Genomic DNA, 14069 nt, shown 5'->3' with positions numbered 1-14069 from the left:
GTTTCGTTTGTGCTAGTGGTGAGGAGCACCATCCCCTCAGGTTTTGGGCCACCTCCAGGAGCTTTTGTCAGAACCCGATTTTCAGAACTGATCCTTCATACCGCGCAGGCGAGCGAAGACCCGCACCGGATCCTGGAGCCCGGTGGCTGCCTGCAAAGCCGGCTGATCCCAACGCAAGAAGGGATTGGTGCGGCGTTCCTCGCCAATGGTGCTGGGGACAGTCGGGGATCCCGTCTGGCGCAGGGCAGCCACCTGCTGATAACGCGCCTGCAGGTCGGGGTTGTCTCCATCCACTGTCAGGGCAAACCTGAGATTGTTCAAGGTGTATTCGTGGGCACACCACACCCGTGTGGCTTCCGGCAACTGCCGCAGTTGATCCAGGGATCCCACCATCTGCTCCGGCGTGCCTTCAAACAGCCGCCCGCATCCCCCGGCAAACAGGGTATCGCCACAGAAGAGATCCCCACTCTCGGAAAAGTAGTAGGCAATATGGCCGCGGGTATGGCCGGGCACAAACAGCACCTTTGCTAGCCGACCCGCAAACTCCACTGTTTCCCCTGCCTTGAGCTCCACCGTCTGGCCAGGGATCCGCCCCCGATCCACCTGGCTGCCATAGACTCTGGCACGGGGATAGCGCTCCAAAAGCTGTCGGTTGCCCCCCACGTGGTCGTGGTGGTGGTGGGTGTTGAAAATGGCCACCAACTCCGCCCCCAGCTCGGCCAGCTTTTCCAACACGGGCTCAGCCACTGCCGGATCCACCACGGCTGCTGTTGCAGTGTCGGGATTGTGGAGCAGGTAGATGTAGTTATCGCGCAGGGCAGGCAACTGGAGAACGCGCATGGCTCGGCTAACTCTCAAAAATGGCCTGTTCTACGTCTTGCCGGCTGAGGGAATAGGGAAAAGATAAAGTTTTCGTGTTGCCGTCTGGGTAGGTGTATCGCACCCAAATGCTGGTTTCTTCCAGGCGCAAAATGGCTTTCCAGCCAGGCCGTTCGCAAAACCACTGCTCCACATCCTGCGGATCGCGGGTGCAGCCCTGATCCTCCAGCCAGCGTTCGATGGTGTGGAGCGGGTGATTGTACAGGGGCGTGGTTGCAGGAGGCAAAGGCATGGCGAGATTCAAGAAAAGCAATCAAACCCTAGAGTCAACGGGCTATGTTCATTCAAGCACTCCTGATCCAGAATCCGAAAACTCGATCCCAATGTCCTACCGAAGAGGGCAGGAAATGCTCGCAGAATCAGCTTGCCCCACTCTCTCGCAGCCAAGCGAGGACACCTGCCAACACCAAACACACAACCAGGGTGGATCCCATCAGCAGCAGGGCACACAGCTCGCCAGCCGAAAGTGGGCGGGTTTCCATACGCAGCTCTAGAGAATCGGCACCAAGGGATCCCGTCATGCTCAGAGATCCCGTGTTGGCAGTCACCGCCCGTAAGCTGGCATCGTAGATGGCCCGTTTCGTCGGGTTGCTGAGGACAAGGTAGGCCTCCTGCAACTCTTGAAAGCAGCGAATGGCCACTTCCGGGGCCAGGGGAGAAGTATCGGGATGGTAGCGTTTGCTCAACTGCCGATAAGCCCGCCGGATGGCCTCAGGAGATGCCCCTGGAGACAGACCCAGCCGTTGGTAGTAGGTGAGGGAAGTCAAGGAGCGCATGCAACCTATGGAGGAGCAAGACTACAGGGGCAGCAAAACCGCTTTCAGGGGAGCACAGCTCTAGTCCAGTGTAATCACTCGCGCAGACACCGGGATCCCTGCAGCAAGCCTCTATTCTTCCTCATCCTCTTCAGACTTAGCTTTGGGATAGTAGAAACCGGTGTTGCGACCGCTGAGAATGGCGCGCCCAATGGTCATGGCTCGCTGGGCCTGGAGCTTAGCTTTGCCCAGCCAGACGGCGTAGCGCCTGCGACTGCGGGCTTTAGAAGTTTTCTTCTTAGGAACAGGCATGGCTTCGCACAAAAACACAGCCTTACTAGGCTAGCATTGAGGCTGCGCTGCCGATCCCAGCTTTATTCAGGCAAGTAGCCTATCAGTGGTTGACCAAAAGGCGCGGCAAGCCCCGTCCTTCAGGGCAGGGAAGGATAGCGCCGACCGTAGCCGACGCCCTTTAAAAACGCAGTTATGAGAATAACGCCGATCGCGGCAGCGGGCCGGAGGCCTTTCTGGTCGGTGCCATCAACATCCTTGCTCGCGGGATACAGCTGTTGCGAGACGAAGGGCAGGACACGGCCGACGCTGCGGTCGGGATGCGGGTGGGTGAACCACCCGTGTCAGCCCGGATGGCCTGTGGATCGAACTGCACGGGCGGTCGGAAGCAGGAACCCGCCGAGACGACTGCGCAAGGAGCCATCCATGCGCAGCGTGGTAGGAATCTCCAGCCTTCAGGCCGGGGAGGATGTCAAACGAACGACACTTGCTTTCTGAGCCACTAACCTTGTAGAAAGACAAGGGCGAAAGGGCGGCTTTGATGCGGCGGCGCATTCTACAGCTTTGCATCCTCGGCTGGACGATGCTCCTCGTCCTGGCAGTGGGGGGCAGGGGATCCCTGCCGGTTCCCCACTTTTTTGGCATTGAAGCCCTGCAAGCCCAGGCTCAAACTCAAGCCGGAGAACTGCCGCAGCCGATGCGGCTCAAACTTCCCCCCGGCCTGGATCGCTACGCCTACGACAAGGCGGTGGGAGACTACTTTGAGGAAATCGAGCCGCTTTTGCCAGGTGGAGCCTATGCCCAGTGGGCCTTCTATCCCGTCCCTATCTACATCCAAGGGGATCACCCCCAGTGGAAGGCCTCCGTGGAGCAAGCGGTGAAGGAGTGGTCGGCCTACATCCCGCTCAAGGTGGTGGCCAAAGAGGAGGAGGCTTTCTACGGGATGAGCATTTACCGCGTTCCTCCTATTGGCGGCGGGGTGGCTGGGGCGGCCCGCCCGGAGTTTTTCTTCGCCTCCGATGGCTCTTTGCAGCAGCGGGTGCGCATCGTCATTGCAGAAGGACAGGGGTTGGCCGAAATAACGGCGGTGGCCCGACACGAGATCGGGCATGGGCTGGGGCTGTGGGGCCATAGCCCGAACCTGCGGGATCTGATGTATGGCGGACACCATGCGGCGGCTACCGGCAATCGGCGGGTGTTGCGGGTGCCCAACATTACCAAGCGGGATCTCAACACCCTCAAGCGCGTCTACGAGCAGCCCACCCTCAGCGGGCAGGTCTTTCCAGAGAGCTATCGCCGCCTGTTTGGCCAGCTTCTGCAGGAAAAGCCGCTGCCCGAGAGAGCTCTTGGATTGCCGCTAGCTAGAGCTGCAGGAGTTGCGACACCCCCTTGAGCGCCATAGCTAGGAGAAAAAAGAGCAACTGGGTGGCAACAATGCTGGGGCCGGAGGGCAGGTTGAAGGTTGCCGAGGCGATCATCCCCAGCACCGCGCTCAGTCCCCCAATACCTATGGCCAGCAGCACATAGGTTGTAAAGCGGGATCCCAACATCCGTGCTGTCGAGGCCGGGATGACCACAAAAGCGCTCACCAGCAACACCCCCACCGAGCGAATCGCCAGGGCCACCACCACAGCCAGCAACACCACAAAAGCCAGCTTCTGCCAGCCCACCTGAACCCCCCGCGCCCGCGCCAGCGGCTCATCCAGGGTCAGCAACATTTGGGAGGGCAAAGTCAATCCCACATAGGCCGAGCTGATCAGCAAGAGGATCCCGCTCGTCCACAGGGCTGCCGGGCTGATCCCCAAAATCTCCCCAAACAACAACTGGTTGAGGTTGCCCCGATAGCCGGGCAGCAAGCTGAGGGCGATAACGGCCAGCGCCAAAGAGGAAGAGTAGATGATGTTCAGCACCGCATCCGCCGACAGTTGAGTGCGCTCCAAGACAAAGGTGACGCCCAAAGCAAATCCCACCCCAAACACCATCAACACCACGGTGGGATTCAGCCCCAGCAGCACTCCCAAAACAATCCCCAGCAGAGCCGAATGCCCCAGGGCATCGCTAAAAAACGACAGTTGCCGCAGAATAACAAAACTGCCCAGCAGCCCACCTGTCATGCCGGTGAGGATCCCACCCAGCATGGCCCGCTGCATAAAGGGCAACTGCAACAGCTCCACTACCCGCACCCAGCCCTCCAACATCGCCTTCCCCTCAGTGACGGTGGATGTAGCGGACAAAATGGTGCTCCGCACCGCTGTCGCGAACAGGCCCATAAACCCGGCTCAGCACTTCTGGTGCCAAAGCCACCTGGGGGGATCCCTGGCAGATGAGGGATTGGTTGAGGCACAGCACGCGGTCGCAATAGCAAGACACCATTTCCAGATCATGGGAGATCTGCAAAATGGTCCAGCCCAGAGATTGGCGCAGCTCTTCCAGGAGCCGGTAAAACTCCCCCTCGCTGAGCGTATCTAAGCCTGCCGGTGCCTCGTCGAGGATAAGCAGCCGCCGCGGCCAAGCCAAGCAATAGGCCAACAGCACCCGTTTCAGCTCCCCGCCGCTGAGCTGGCCCAGAGCCTTGGAGGACAGGTGGGATGCGCCGGCTCGTTCCAGCGCCTCTTGCACCGCCTGCTGCCGAGCAGAGCGCTGCTGCCAGGGCCAGCGGGGTTGCAACGCCCCCCAACCCAAAGCCACAAACTCCTCCACCACCATGGGGATCCCAGGATTGAACTGAAAACGTTGGGGCACGTAAGCCACCTGCTGCCGCACCGAGGGGGGCAAATAGCCGGACAGGCGCACCGGCTCTCCCAGAATCCAAACCGAGCCGCACTGCCGCGGCAGGATCCCCAAAATCGCCTGTACCAAGGTACTTTTGCCGGCTCCATTGGGGCCAACAACCGCCGTATGGGATCCCGCCCTCAGCTCAAACGACACATTTTGCACCGCCAACTGGGATCCCCGATAGACCGTCAGCCCCTCGACGCGCAGGACAACCTCGCCGGAGCAGGAGATCATCGCCCCCTCGCCAGCAGGTGTTCGAGAGCAGCTTGGCCCAGCAGCGGCAATTGCAGGGGCAGGAAGGCCGTCTCCTTCTCAAAGGCGGAGACCAGGTTCTCCACGTTTTGCCGCAGGATGGTCAGGTAATATTCCGGCTCGATCCCCTCAGGGCCAGCGGTTTCGATGGGATCGAAAACGCGAACTTGGATCCCTAGGTCTCTGGCCAAAACCTCAAAGGGGTTGTTACTCCCCAGCTGCGGTTCCACCAGGATCGTCTTCAGGCCCGACTCCCGCACCGTCTCCATCACCCGTCGCACATCTTCTGGAGAAGGATTGGCCTCTGGGATCTCCACCAAGAACTCGGCTTTGAGGTTGTAGCGCTCGGCAAAATAGGGGGCAAAGTCGTGGAAGACCACAAAGCTTCTTCCGGCAAAGGGAGCTAGCCGAGCGGCAATCTCCTCATCCAAAGCCTTGAGCTTCTCGATAAAAGCAGCCGCATTGGCCTGGTAGATCTCTGCCCCCGCCGGATCTACAGAGATGAGGCCATCACGAATATTTTCCACCTGCTGAATGGCCCGCCTGGGATCCAGCCAAATGTGAGGGTTAAACTCGCCGTGGCTGTGCCCATGAGAGTGTCCATGACCGTGCCCGTGAGAATGGCCGTGACTGTGTCCATGAGAGTGTCCATGGCCGTGACCGTGGGAGTGCCCATGCTCTGGCTCCTCAGCCCGCAAAGTTGGGATCCCTTCGCTGCTGTCAACGATTTGCAATTGGGGGTTCCCAGCGCTGGCGATCAACCCTTCCAAAAACGTTTCCATACCCAACCCGTTGATCACCAGCACATCCGCCTGAGCCAGCAAACGAACCTCCTCAGGTCGAGCCTGAAAGTCGTGGGGCCCCATCTGAGGGGGAAGGAGTGGCGTGACTTCTGCCCGATCCCCGGCCACAGCACGGGTAAATTGCGTTATCGGCAAAATCGTGGTCACCACCTTTGGGGGGCTGGATCCCTGCTGGGCCCGGGACTCTTCTTGGCGCATCTGCAGGCTTCCCAGGATCCCGACCGAAAGAGCGGCCACCAGAGATACCAGCAATCGCATGGATCGAACAGAGCGAAGAGAGTTAAGCCTATCGGTCATGTGCAGAAATACCTCACAAAACAACAGAGACAGCAGAACTTGCAGAACCCGACCTTCGAAAAGCCAAAGCCCTCTGCTGGAGCAAAGAAAACATGCTCACCAGACCGTTGCTCCTGGAAGGGCTAAGGCTGAAATTGAGGCCCATCTCCCGCACAAACTCTGGGGAAACCCCCAAAATCTCTTCCGGCGCTAGGCCACTTAGCCCCTCCACCACAATGGCCACCAAACCCTTGACCAACTGAGCATCGGCATCCCCTTGGATGTAGACCTTGCCCTCCCTAAACTCGGTGGCCAGCCACACCCGCGAAGCGCAACCTCTGACTAGGTTCTCCTCCTTCCTCTCCGCTTCGGGAAAGGGTGGCAGGCGCTTGGCATAGGCTAGGAGAAGCTCATACTTCTGCCGCGAGGTCTTGGCCTTCTGGAAGCGATTGACAATTTGCTGCAGAGCTGCGGGCATCCCTCAGCCTGTCTAGAGTGAGAATGATAATCAAACTCATCATAACACCCCCACTCAGCGAGGGCGCAGGGGCACCTGCAAACTTTTGGGACTGTCGTTACCGAAGCGAGCGATAGCCGCCACTTACTCCCCGTGGTGAGAGGACCAGTTGCCAAAGTTGGCTGGCCCGGGCCTTGAAGCTACCGGCACTCATCAGGAGATAGAGCCGCCACATGCGGCGAAAGCGCTCATCGTAGCGGTCGGCTAATTTTGGCCATGCCTGCTCGAAATTGGCGTGCCAGGCTTTTAAGGTGGCCACGTAATTGATCCCAAAATTGTGCCAGTCTTCCAGCACAAATAAGCCCTCAAAGGCTGCAGTAATCAGATGAGGCGAGGGCAGCATCGAGTTGGGGAAAATGTAGCGCTCAATCCAGGGATCCCGCCCCTGGTAGGCCACGTTGCTGCCGATGGTGTGCAGAAGAAACAAGCCATTGTCGTTCAACAAGCGGCGGGCTACCTGCATAAACGTTCGGTAGTTTCGGTAGCCAACATGTTCAAACATGCCGACAGAAAGGATGCGATCAAACTTTCCCTGGGTCTGGCGATAGTCTTCTAACCGAATCTCGACCGGCAGGCCGCGGCAGCGTTCGCTGGCCAGTTTGGCTTGCTCTTTGGAAACAGTAATCCCCACAACCTGCACCCCGTAGCGTTCGGCCAGGTACTGGGCTGTGCCGCCCCAGCCACAGCCGATGTCGAGCACCCGCATGCCGGGTTGGAGTTCCAGCTTGCGGGCAATGAGGTCAAGCTTAGCTTCTTGGGCTTCATCCAGAGTTTGCGCGCCCCCATCCCAATAGGCACAGCTGTAGATCATGCGGCGATCCAGCATGTCCTCATAGAGATCGTTGCCAATGTCGTAGTGGCGCTGGCCAATGACGAATGCCCCCTTGCCCCGCTGGCGGTTGATAAGGCAACTGTCCAACCCAAGCAAGGGCTGAGTTAGCCAACCCACCTGCTGCGGTGCCTGGGCAGTTAGGAGACGACAAACTAACTCATCAATGGCCTCGCAATCCCACCAGCCCTCCATGTAGGCCTCGCCAAAGCCCAGGGATCCATAGAGCAGGCAGCGCAGATATAGCCGCTCGTCGTGAACTTGAATATCCCAAGGTTGCGAGCCATTGAGGGTTATACCGGCAGCATCCAGAACTCGAAGCGCATACTGACGCGCCAGCCAGCGCAAGCTGTTGAGTCCTTTCCCCATCCCTAGGGATCCCTCACTGCAGGGAAACTGACTCAACAAATACACCCCAAGGTGGCAAGGGATCCAACAAGTTGTTTCCAATTTCTAGGGATCCCCCCGAAGGGAGAACTTTACGATGACCTGTATGAGATTGTCTTGGAGTTGCGGTTTCCAATTTCTAGGGATCCCCCCGAAGGGGGAACTCGAGTTTCGCCGGCAAAGTGCCAGGGAGCTTTTGGTGTTTCCAATTTCTAGGGATCCCCCCGAAGGGGGAACGGAAAAAGACCAGTTCACCTGCGAATGCCAGGACTGGTTGTTTCCAATTTCTAGGGATCCCCCCGAAGGGGGAACCGTTGTATGCAATCAACGAGAATAACGAAATTATCTGGATTGTTTCCAATTTCTAGGGATCCCCCCGAAGGGGGAACTTGGAGTAGTAGATCCAGGGACCAAGAAGCTTAGTTTCCAATTTCTAGGGATCCCCCCGAAGGGGGAACTGCCCGGATACTCGCAAAAGTGAGCTGGCTAGATGCTGTTTCCAATTTCTAGGGATCCCCCCGAAGGGGGAACTGTTCGGGCACGTCTGGTTAGCAATAGCCTGAGGGAAGTTTCCAATTTCTAGGGATCCCCCCGAAGGGGGAACGAAGTAGCAGAAAACTGCTACCAGGCCGTGTTCGGCAGTTTCCAATTTCTAGGGATCCCCCCGAAGGGGGAACGAGGTTGGTTATGCTTACGCATCGTGCAAAACGCCGTGCGCGTGTTTCCAATTTCTAGGGATCCCCCCGAAGGGGGAACCCGATAAACTTCATAACGTTCATAACAGACTCCTCCCTTGTTTCCAATTTCTAGGGATCCCCCCGAAGGGGGAACTGCAGGCCATGCGGTTTATCCGCGAGTGTTTAGTGTCAAAGTTTCCAATTTCTAGGGATCCCCCCGAAGGGGGAACATCGTATATGTAAAGAGTTTCAACGTCCTGAGATTCAACGTAGTTTCCAATTTCTAGGGATCCCCCCGAAGGGGGAACGGCAGGATACTCCTCTGGGACCAATCAAGAATGCAACGTTTCCAATTTCTAGGGATCCCCCCGAAGGGGGGACAACAAGCAACCTCACCTACAAGGTGAGAGAAAAAGACCAGTTCACCTGTTTCCAATTTCTAGGGATCCCCCCGAAGGGGGAACGCTCTCCACACGAGCGGCAGCTCGCAGACCGTTCAAGAGGGGTTTCCAATTTCTAGGGATCCCCCCGAAGGGGGAACGGACGAAATCGAGATGTTCGCCGGCTTCGACGGTTCCTTGTTTCCAATTTCTAGGGATCCCCCCGAAGGGGGAACCTGGAAAGTCTCTGATTCTTCAACATTTCAGAGACAGTTTCCAATTTCTAGGGATCCCCCCGAAGGGGGAACCGTAAGCGCTTTAACGCGCAAGTCCGAAAGGACATTCGGAGAAAGGTTTCCAATTTCTAGGGATCCCCCCGAAGGGGGAACCAGATGGGCTAGAAGGGGCCGAGATCGAGTACCAAGAGTTTCCAATTTCTAGGGATCCCCCCGAAGGGGGAACTACACTCCTCTCGTTTTGTTTCTAGACTTCGTCTTCTGGTTTCCGACTTCTAGGGATCCCCCCGAAGGGGGAACAAAGCAACCAAAGAAGCTAGTCCAGAGGTAGTTCTGTTTCCAATTTCTAGGGATCCCCCCGAAGGGGGAACCTAACTACTGCCATCCCTCCCCTCTTCCGATAGTTTGGTAGTTTCCAATTTCTAGGGATCCCCCCGAAGGGGGAACGATGTTCATCCTGAATTGGTTCACTTGCTAATTGCCAAGTTTCCAATTTCTAGGGATCCCCCCGAAGGGGGAACTTAACCTCACTGCGGATCCATGCAAGGTTCACCACCATCTGTTTCCAATTTCTAGGGATCCCCCCGAAGGGGGAACAATGGCAAAGTCGAGGGCTTTAGCAGAGGCATTTATATTGGGCGTTTCCAATTTCTAGGGATCCCCCCGAAGGGGGAACAACTTATCCACACGCACGCATGAAAGGGGGAAACAATGAGTTTCCAATTTCTAGGGATCCCCCCGAAGGGGGAACCAGCCAAGCGAGCTAGTGGTGCAGAGAAGCAGATCTTGTTTCCAATTTCTAGGGATCCCCCCGAAGGGGGAACGAAGAAATGGAGAAACTGGTAACTTTGCTGGATAGCGTTTCCAATTTCTAGGGATCCCCCCGAAGGGGGAACTTGGGGTAAACAATCTAGACCAGTAGGTACTATTGGTAAAGTTTCCAATTTCTAGGGATCCCCCCGAAGGGGGAACAGTTAGACGGGGTAGTCATGATTACCCGAGAGCCCAAAAGTTTCCAATTTCTAGGGATCCCCCCGAAGGGGGAACGGCCCTGATGGCGTTCGCCTACATTTTCCCCGGCAAGTTTCCAATTTCTAGGGATCCCCCCGAAGGGGGAACTCTGCAGCCAGCGGGTGAACTCGATAGCTCTGGCCAGGGGTTTCCAATTTCTAGGGATCCCCCCGAAGGGGGAACTTACCATGATACCTGCTATTCTCACACGCTGCAATAAAAGCGTTTCCAATTTCTAGGGATCCCCCCGAAGGGGGAACCTGATGAGTTGTACTTCTATGCCACGCCACGTAAGCGTTTCCAATTTCTAGGGATCCCCCCGAAGGGGGAACTCTACCCCTATTAAAGCCAAGCAGGACAAGGGATGCAAGACCCGTTTGCGAGGGATCCGGAAAAAAGGGGGCAAAGAGAGTTTTGGCGAGGGGGTTTTGTAGCCGGAAAGCCTTGTGGCGCAAGGCATCGAGGGATCCGACGAAAGAATGAGCTTTTCCGGGATTTTCAGGGACGCTCGCAGAGGCGTTGATACCGTTTTGGTGTTCTTTTGGAAACATTGGGATCCGAGTGAGGGATCTAGCCACGCAGGCGACCGGAGCGCAGGATGCTGATGACGAGCCACAGCCCCAACAGGCTGGCCGCCCCGAACAGGAGTTCGCTCAGCCAAAAGACCTGAAACCGCTGCGTCTGAGCCGAGATGATGGCAGCTCCGACGATCAGAGAGCCGACCACAATGCTGTAGGAAAGGCGGTTGGCCGACTGATCCAGGCTGCTGCGGATCCCGTCCAGCTCTTGGATGGTCAAGTTCCAGCGCTGGGTTTCCGAGGTGATGCGGCTGAGCAGCAGCTCCATCTGGCGCGGCGATTGCAGAGAGAGATTTTTCAAATCCAAAGCCGTGCGCAGCAGCGAAGGCAGAGGGGCCTCCCCCAGCAATTGCGCCCGAAACACATCCGCCATCAGGGGGCGAAGCTGCTCCGGCAGGTTGTAGTCGGGGGTGAGCTGGCGGGCGATCCCTTCCAAATTGGCCAGCGCCTTGGCACAGAGGCCCAAATTGCCGGGAATGCGGATCTGGTTGCGCCGGGCCGCCTGCAGGATCTCAGAAAAGAGCTGGCTGAAGTTGAGCTCCGCAATGCTCAGGGCGTAGTACTGGCGCAGCAGACGCTCGTAGTCGCTTTGGAGCTGGGCCAAGCTGACAGTCTGATCCCGCGAGCGGGCCGCGGATCTTTCCGGCAGGGCCAACTCCAGGGTCAATTCGGCACAGCGCTGGGCATCGAGGCTGACAATGGCCAGCATCAGCTCCAGCAGAATCTGCTGCGTACGCGGATCCAGCCGCCCAATCATGCCGCAATCCAGCAGGGCTACGCGACCGGATCCCAAGTAAAAGAGGTTGCCGGGGTGGGGATCGGCGTGGAAATAGCCATCAATGCAGATCTGCTGGAAAAAAGCGCGGGTCAAGAGGCGGGCGATGTTTTCCGGGTCCGCGTCGCTGCGATCCGCCTCCAACAGGGGCCGGCCCTCGATCCACTCCAGCGTCAACACCTTTGGCGTAGTGAGAGGCCAATGGATGCGCGGCACCACCAGTTGGGCCGGATCAAACCAACGCCCCCTTTGCAACTGTTGGCGGAGCTGCTCGGTGTGGCGGGCCTCTTGGGTAAAGTCCAGCTCTGCTTGAATGGCCCGGCAGAACTCATCCGCCAAGGCCACCACATCTGCCAACCTGCCGAACTCCGTTTGCGCCACCAGCTCGGCAATGCCCCGGATTAGCCGCGTATCCCGCTCCACCACCGCCTCCAGCCCGGGCCGCTGGATCTTGAGGGCCACCCACTCGCCGCTGACCAGACAAGCCCGATGGACTTGGGCAATGGATCCCGCCGCAACCGACTCTGTGTCCAGGCTGCTGAACACCTGCTCCAACGGCTGCCGCAACTGCTGCCGCAGCAGGATCTCCACCGCATTCCAGGGAACAGGAGGTACGTCGGCCTGCAGAGTGCTGAGGGCCTCGATGTACTCTCGCGGCAACAGGTCCGGACGGGTGCTCAGCAGCTGGCCTAGCTTGACATAGACCGGCCCCAGATCCACCAAAATGTTGCGCAGCACCATTGGGGGGGGCAGTTGGGGTTCCCCAGCCTTGCCAAAAGAGAGCAAGCGGCGCATGTAGTCCCAACCGTGGCGCAAAACCACCTCCAGGATCTCGGCCTGACGCGCCCCACTCTGGGCCAGACGGGCAAACATCGCAGTCTCTCTCCCTGGAAGTCCAATGGCAGAGAAGCCCGATCCCTAGAAAAAGGGGATAGGGGCCACCCTACGGGTTCCATCCCAGCCGGTTTGCAGCCCCTCCCGCAACACCCGCAGCACCTCATCGGTATCGGCATTGGGCTGGGCAAAGGAGAAAACATGCTTGAAGCGCAGTTTGCCCTCCCGATCCACAACGAACTGGGCCGGCAGGGGTGCTCCCAAAGCTTGGCCAACCCCATAGAGGCGGAAGGTTTTGCACTCGGGATCCACCAGCAGCGGGTAGGGCAGTTGCAGATCGGCTTGGATCTGCTGGCTTTGAACCGGATCGGTGCTGGTGACCATCAGCAGCTCGGCCCCCAGAGCTTGGATCTCGCCGTAGCGGGCTTTCAGCTCTTGGATGTGGGGGTAGCAAAAAGGGCAAAAAAGCTTTTCGGTGAAGATACGAGTAAAAGCCAGAACCACCGGCTTTTGGCCGCGGTAGTCCGATAGCCGCACGGGATCCCCTTGCACGCGCGGCAGCTCAAAATCGGGGGCAATCTGGCCGATTTCCAGAGAAGTGTTGGCTGGTTGGGGGATGAAGTTGTCGGCAAAGCGACGGTTAAACAGTCCGCTGTTGCTGGTCATTGCAGTTTTTTACGTTTCTTTACTACTTGCCACCAGCCTAACCCAAAGCCTCGGCCACTGCCTTCAGCCGTCGGAGCTGGGCCCGCATATCCTGCTGGGTCGGCCCTGCTGCCAACAGGTAAAACCCTGCCGCCACCCAGGGACTGGGGATGCGGAAGTTGAAGCAATTGACTAGAAGGGTACCCCCCGGCTGGGGATGGCATTCCCAGCGGTCGGTTCCTTCAAAAAATCCCTTAAACTGCCACTGCACCAAGCCTTCTGCCCGCTCTGTAATCACGCAATCCAAGCTGGGGGATACAAACGGCAAGCGAAGGAAAAAGCGGTAGCGGCTGCCCAATTCCGCCAGAGGGGATCCCACCGCCTCACAGCCCAACAGCGGGTTGAGCCAGCGCTTCATCAACTCCAGGTCGGTGAGGCAGCGATCCACCTGGGCCACGCTGGCCGCAATCGGAATTGACTGGGTATAGATGGGCATCCTCAGGGGGAAGTTGGGGGAGCGAGCTTGGCCGCAGAGAGGTCTTCTGCCGTGGCAGAGGGGGATACGGTGCTCAGCAAAATCAAGATATCGCGATATTCCACCTGATCCGGCCCGCGACGGGGGGATCCCACTTGCACCACCGCCTGTTGGAGAGGCTTTTTGGGGTGGGGGGGAGACTCGAACACCAAGGTGCGGATCCCGTTGGCCTGCTCGATGTCGGAGAGGATGTCCCAGCCCCGGCCCCACAGGGTGCGGCGATAGTAGGCGGCAATCGCCTCCAGAGGCTGAGAGGTCTGCAAGATCAGGGAAGCAAGGCCCCCCTCTCGATCCCGAATCTGTCCCGAAGAGATGATGGAAGCGTTGGGCAACTGCAAGTGAGGGGGAAACTGAGGGGGAAGGGCGCGGGCATCTCCTAGGGAAGCCTCAAAGTGCGTGCCATCTTTGCCGATGTGACGCCGCACGGGATCCTGATCCACTTCTTGAGCAACCGGATCAGGCATCTTGCGACAGGCCACGAGGGATCCCGCCAACAGCCCCAGGGTTAGCCGAGTAAGAATAGGCAAAGAACTTGGCCCCACTGACGTGAACCGCTCAAGACGGGGATTTTTTCTCATCCGTTGGCCAGGGATCCCTGACTGGTTATAGCGGATCCCGCCTTTGGATACAACCA

Annotated in this window: 14 protein-coding genes and 1 CRISPR repeat array; of the genes, 1 reads left to right on the top strand and 13 read right to left on the bottom strand. The window is 58.2% G+C overall.

Going from position 1 to position 14069, the window contains the following annotated elements:
- Positions 1-81: 81 nt before the first annotated feature.
- The 4 genes from gloB to CYB_RS00705 all read right to left on the bottom strand — a co-directional run bounded on the left by gloB (position 82) and on the right by CYB_RS00705 (position 1946).
- Positions 82-840 (bottom strand): hydroxyacylglutathione hydrolase, encoded by a 759-nt coding sequence (gene gloB, locus CYB_RS00720; RefSeq protein ID WP_011431823.1) that lies wholly within the window; start codon positions 838-840, stop codon positions 82-84.
- 7 nt (positions 841-847) lie between these two features.
- On the bottom strand, positions 848-1111 hold the full coding sequence (locus tag CYB_RS00715; protein WP_011431822.1) for a DUF3143 domain-containing protein: 264 nt from the start codon (positions 1109-1111) through the stop codon (positions 848-850).
- 127 nt (positions 1112-1238) lie between these two features.
- On the bottom strand, positions 1239-1655 hold the full coding sequence (locus CYB_RS00710) for a J domain-containing protein (protein ID WP_011431821.1): 417 nt from the start codon (positions 1653-1655) through the stop codon (positions 1239-1241).
- A 111-nt stretch (positions 1656-1766) separates the two neighbouring features.
- On the bottom strand, positions 1767-1946 hold the full coding sequence (locus tag CYB_RS00705) for a 50S ribosomal protein L32 (RefSeq protein WP_011431820.1): 180 nt from the start codon (positions 1944-1946) through the stop codon (positions 1767-1769).
- A gap of 520 nt (positions 1947-2466) precedes the next feature.
- Between CYB_RS00705 and CYB_RS00700 the strand changes: the two genes are divergently transcribed.
- Positions 2467-3318, top strand: a complete 852-nt coding sequence (locus CYB_RS00700; RefSeq protein ID WP_011431819.1) for a hypothetical protein — start codon at positions 2467-2469, stop codon at positions 3316-3318.
- Here the strand turns inward: CYB_RS00700 and CYB_RS00695 are convergent.
- The 9 genes from CYB_RS00695 to CYB_RS00655 form a co-directional block, all read right to left on the bottom strand.
- On the bottom strand, positions 3287-4123 hold the full coding sequence (locus CYB_RS00695) for a metal ABC transporter permease (RefSeq protein WP_011431818.1): 837 nt from the start codon (positions 4121-4123) through the stop codon (positions 3287-3289). The two genes, CYB_RS00700 and CYB_RS00695, sit on opposite strands and share 32 nt — an antisense overlap.
- Positions 4124-4133: 10 nt before the next feature.
- Positions 4134-4934 (bottom strand): metal ABC transporter ATP-binding protein, encoded by an 801-nt coding sequence (locus CYB_RS00690; protein ID WP_011431817.1) that lies wholly within the window; start codon positions 4932-4934, stop codon positions 4134-4136.
- On the bottom strand, positions 4931-6013 hold the full coding sequence (locus CYB_RS00685; RefSeq protein ID WP_238376838.1) for a metal ABC transporter solute-binding protein, Zn/Mn family: 1083 nt from the start codon (positions 6011-6013) through the stop codon (positions 4931-4933). The genes CYB_RS00690 and CYB_RS00685 overlap by 4 nt, the downstream gene beginning before the upstream one ends.
- Positions 6014-6065: 52 nt before the next feature.
- The gene (locus CYB_RS00680; protein ID WP_011431815.1) at positions 6066-6509 is read right to left on the bottom strand and encodes a SufE family protein; all 444 of its coding nucleotides are present in this window, start codon (positions 6507-6509) and stop codon (positions 6066-6068) included.
- Between the two features lie 97 nt (positions 6510-6606).
- Entirely contained in the window at positions 6607-7782 is a 1176-nt protein-coding gene (gene cfa, locus CYB_RS00675; RefSeq protein WP_238376837.1) for a cyclopropane fatty acyl phospholipid synthase, read from the bottom strand.
- 37 nt (positions 7783-7819) lie between these two features.
- A CRISPR array of direct repeats spans positions 7820-10400; the repeat unit is 36 nt; unit sequence GTTTCCAATTTCTAGGGATCCCCCCGAAGGGGGAAC.
- A gap of 238 nt (positions 10401-10638) precedes the next feature.
- The gene (locus tag CYB_RS00670; protein WP_011431813.1) at positions 10639-12294 is read right to left on the bottom strand and encodes an ABC1 kinase family protein; all 1656 of its coding nucleotides are present in this window, start codon (positions 12292-12294) and stop codon (positions 10639-10641) included.
- A gap of 45 nt (positions 12295-12339) precedes the next feature.
- Positions 12340-12921 (bottom strand): peroxiredoxin family protein, encoded by a 582-nt coding sequence (locus CYB_RS00665; RefSeq protein ID WP_011431812.1) that lies wholly within the window; start codon positions 12919-12921, stop codon positions 12340-12342.
- Positions 12922-12958: 37 nt separating this feature from the next.
- Entirely contained in the window at positions 12959-13396 is a 438-nt protein-coding gene (locus tag CYB_RS00660) for an SRPBCC family protein (protein ID WP_011431811.1), read from the bottom strand.
- 2 nt (positions 13397-13398) lie between these two features.
- Positions 13399-13962 (bottom strand): hypothetical protein, encoded by a 564-nt coding sequence (locus CYB_RS00655; protein ID WP_187147251.1) that lies wholly within the window; start codon positions 13960-13962, stop codon positions 13399-13401.
- Positions 13963-14069: the final 107 nt, after the last annotated feature.

Origin of the sequence: Synechococcus sp. JA-2-3B'a(2-13), assembly GCF_000013225.1 — a bacterium.
Lineage (GTDB): Bacteria > Cyanobacteriota > Cyanobacteriia > Thermostichales > Thermostichaceae > Thermostichus.
Note: the sequence above shows the minus strand (reverse complement) of the source record. Positions and strands in the feature narration are given on the sequence as shown.

Bases quoted from the DNA above. Each gene is read 5' to 3' on its own strand.
- CYB_RS00715 (WP_011431822.1), bottom strand. From the start codon at position 1,111: ATGCCTTTGCCTCCTGCAACCACGCCCCTGTACAATCACCCGCTCCAC.
- CYB_RS00660 (WP_011431811.1), bottom strand. From the start codon at position 13,396: ATGCCCATCTATACCCAGTCAATTCCGATTGCGGCCAGCGTGGCCCAG.
- CYB_RS00695 (WP_011431818.1), bottom strand. From the start codon at position 4,123: ATGTTGGAGGGCTGGGTGCGGGTAGTGGAGCTGTTGCAGTTGCCCTTT.
- gloB (WP_011431823.1), bottom strand. From the start codon at position 840: ATGCGCGTTCTCCAGTTGCCTGCCCTGCGCGATAACTACATCTACCTG.
- CYB_RS00700 (WP_011431819.1), top strand. From the start codon at position 2,467: ATGCGGCGGCGCATTCTACAGCTTTGCATCCTCGGCTGGACGATGCTC.
- CYB_RS00685 (WP_238376838.1), bottom strand. From the start codon at position 6,013: ATGCGATTGCTGGTATCTCTGGTGGCCGCTCTTTCGGTCGGGATCCTG.
- CYB_RS00680 (WP_011431815.1), bottom strand. From the start codon at position 6,509: ATGCCCGCAGCTCTGCAGCAAATTGTCAATCGCTTCCAGAAGGCCAAG.
- CYB_RS00705 (WP_011431820.1), bottom strand. From the start codon at position 1,946: ATGCCTGTTCCTAAGAAGAAAACTTCTAAAGCCCGCAGTCGCAGGCGC.
- CYB_RS00665 (WP_011431812.1), bottom strand. From the start codon at position 12,921: ATGACCAGCAACAGCGGACTGTTTAACCGTCGCTTTGCCGACAACTTC.
- CYB_RS00690 (WP_011431817.1), bottom strand. From the start codon at position 4,934: ATGATCTCCTGCTCCGGCGAGGTTGTCCTGCGCGTCGAGGGGCTGACG.
- CYB_RS00710 (WP_011431821.1), bottom strand. From the start codon at position 1,655: ATGCGCTCCTTGACTTCCCTCACCTACTACCAACGGCTGGGTCTGTCT.
- CYB_RS00670 (WP_011431813.1), bottom strand. From the start codon at position 12,294: ATGTTTGCCCGTCTGGCCCAGAGTGGGGCGCGTCAGGCCGAGATCCTG.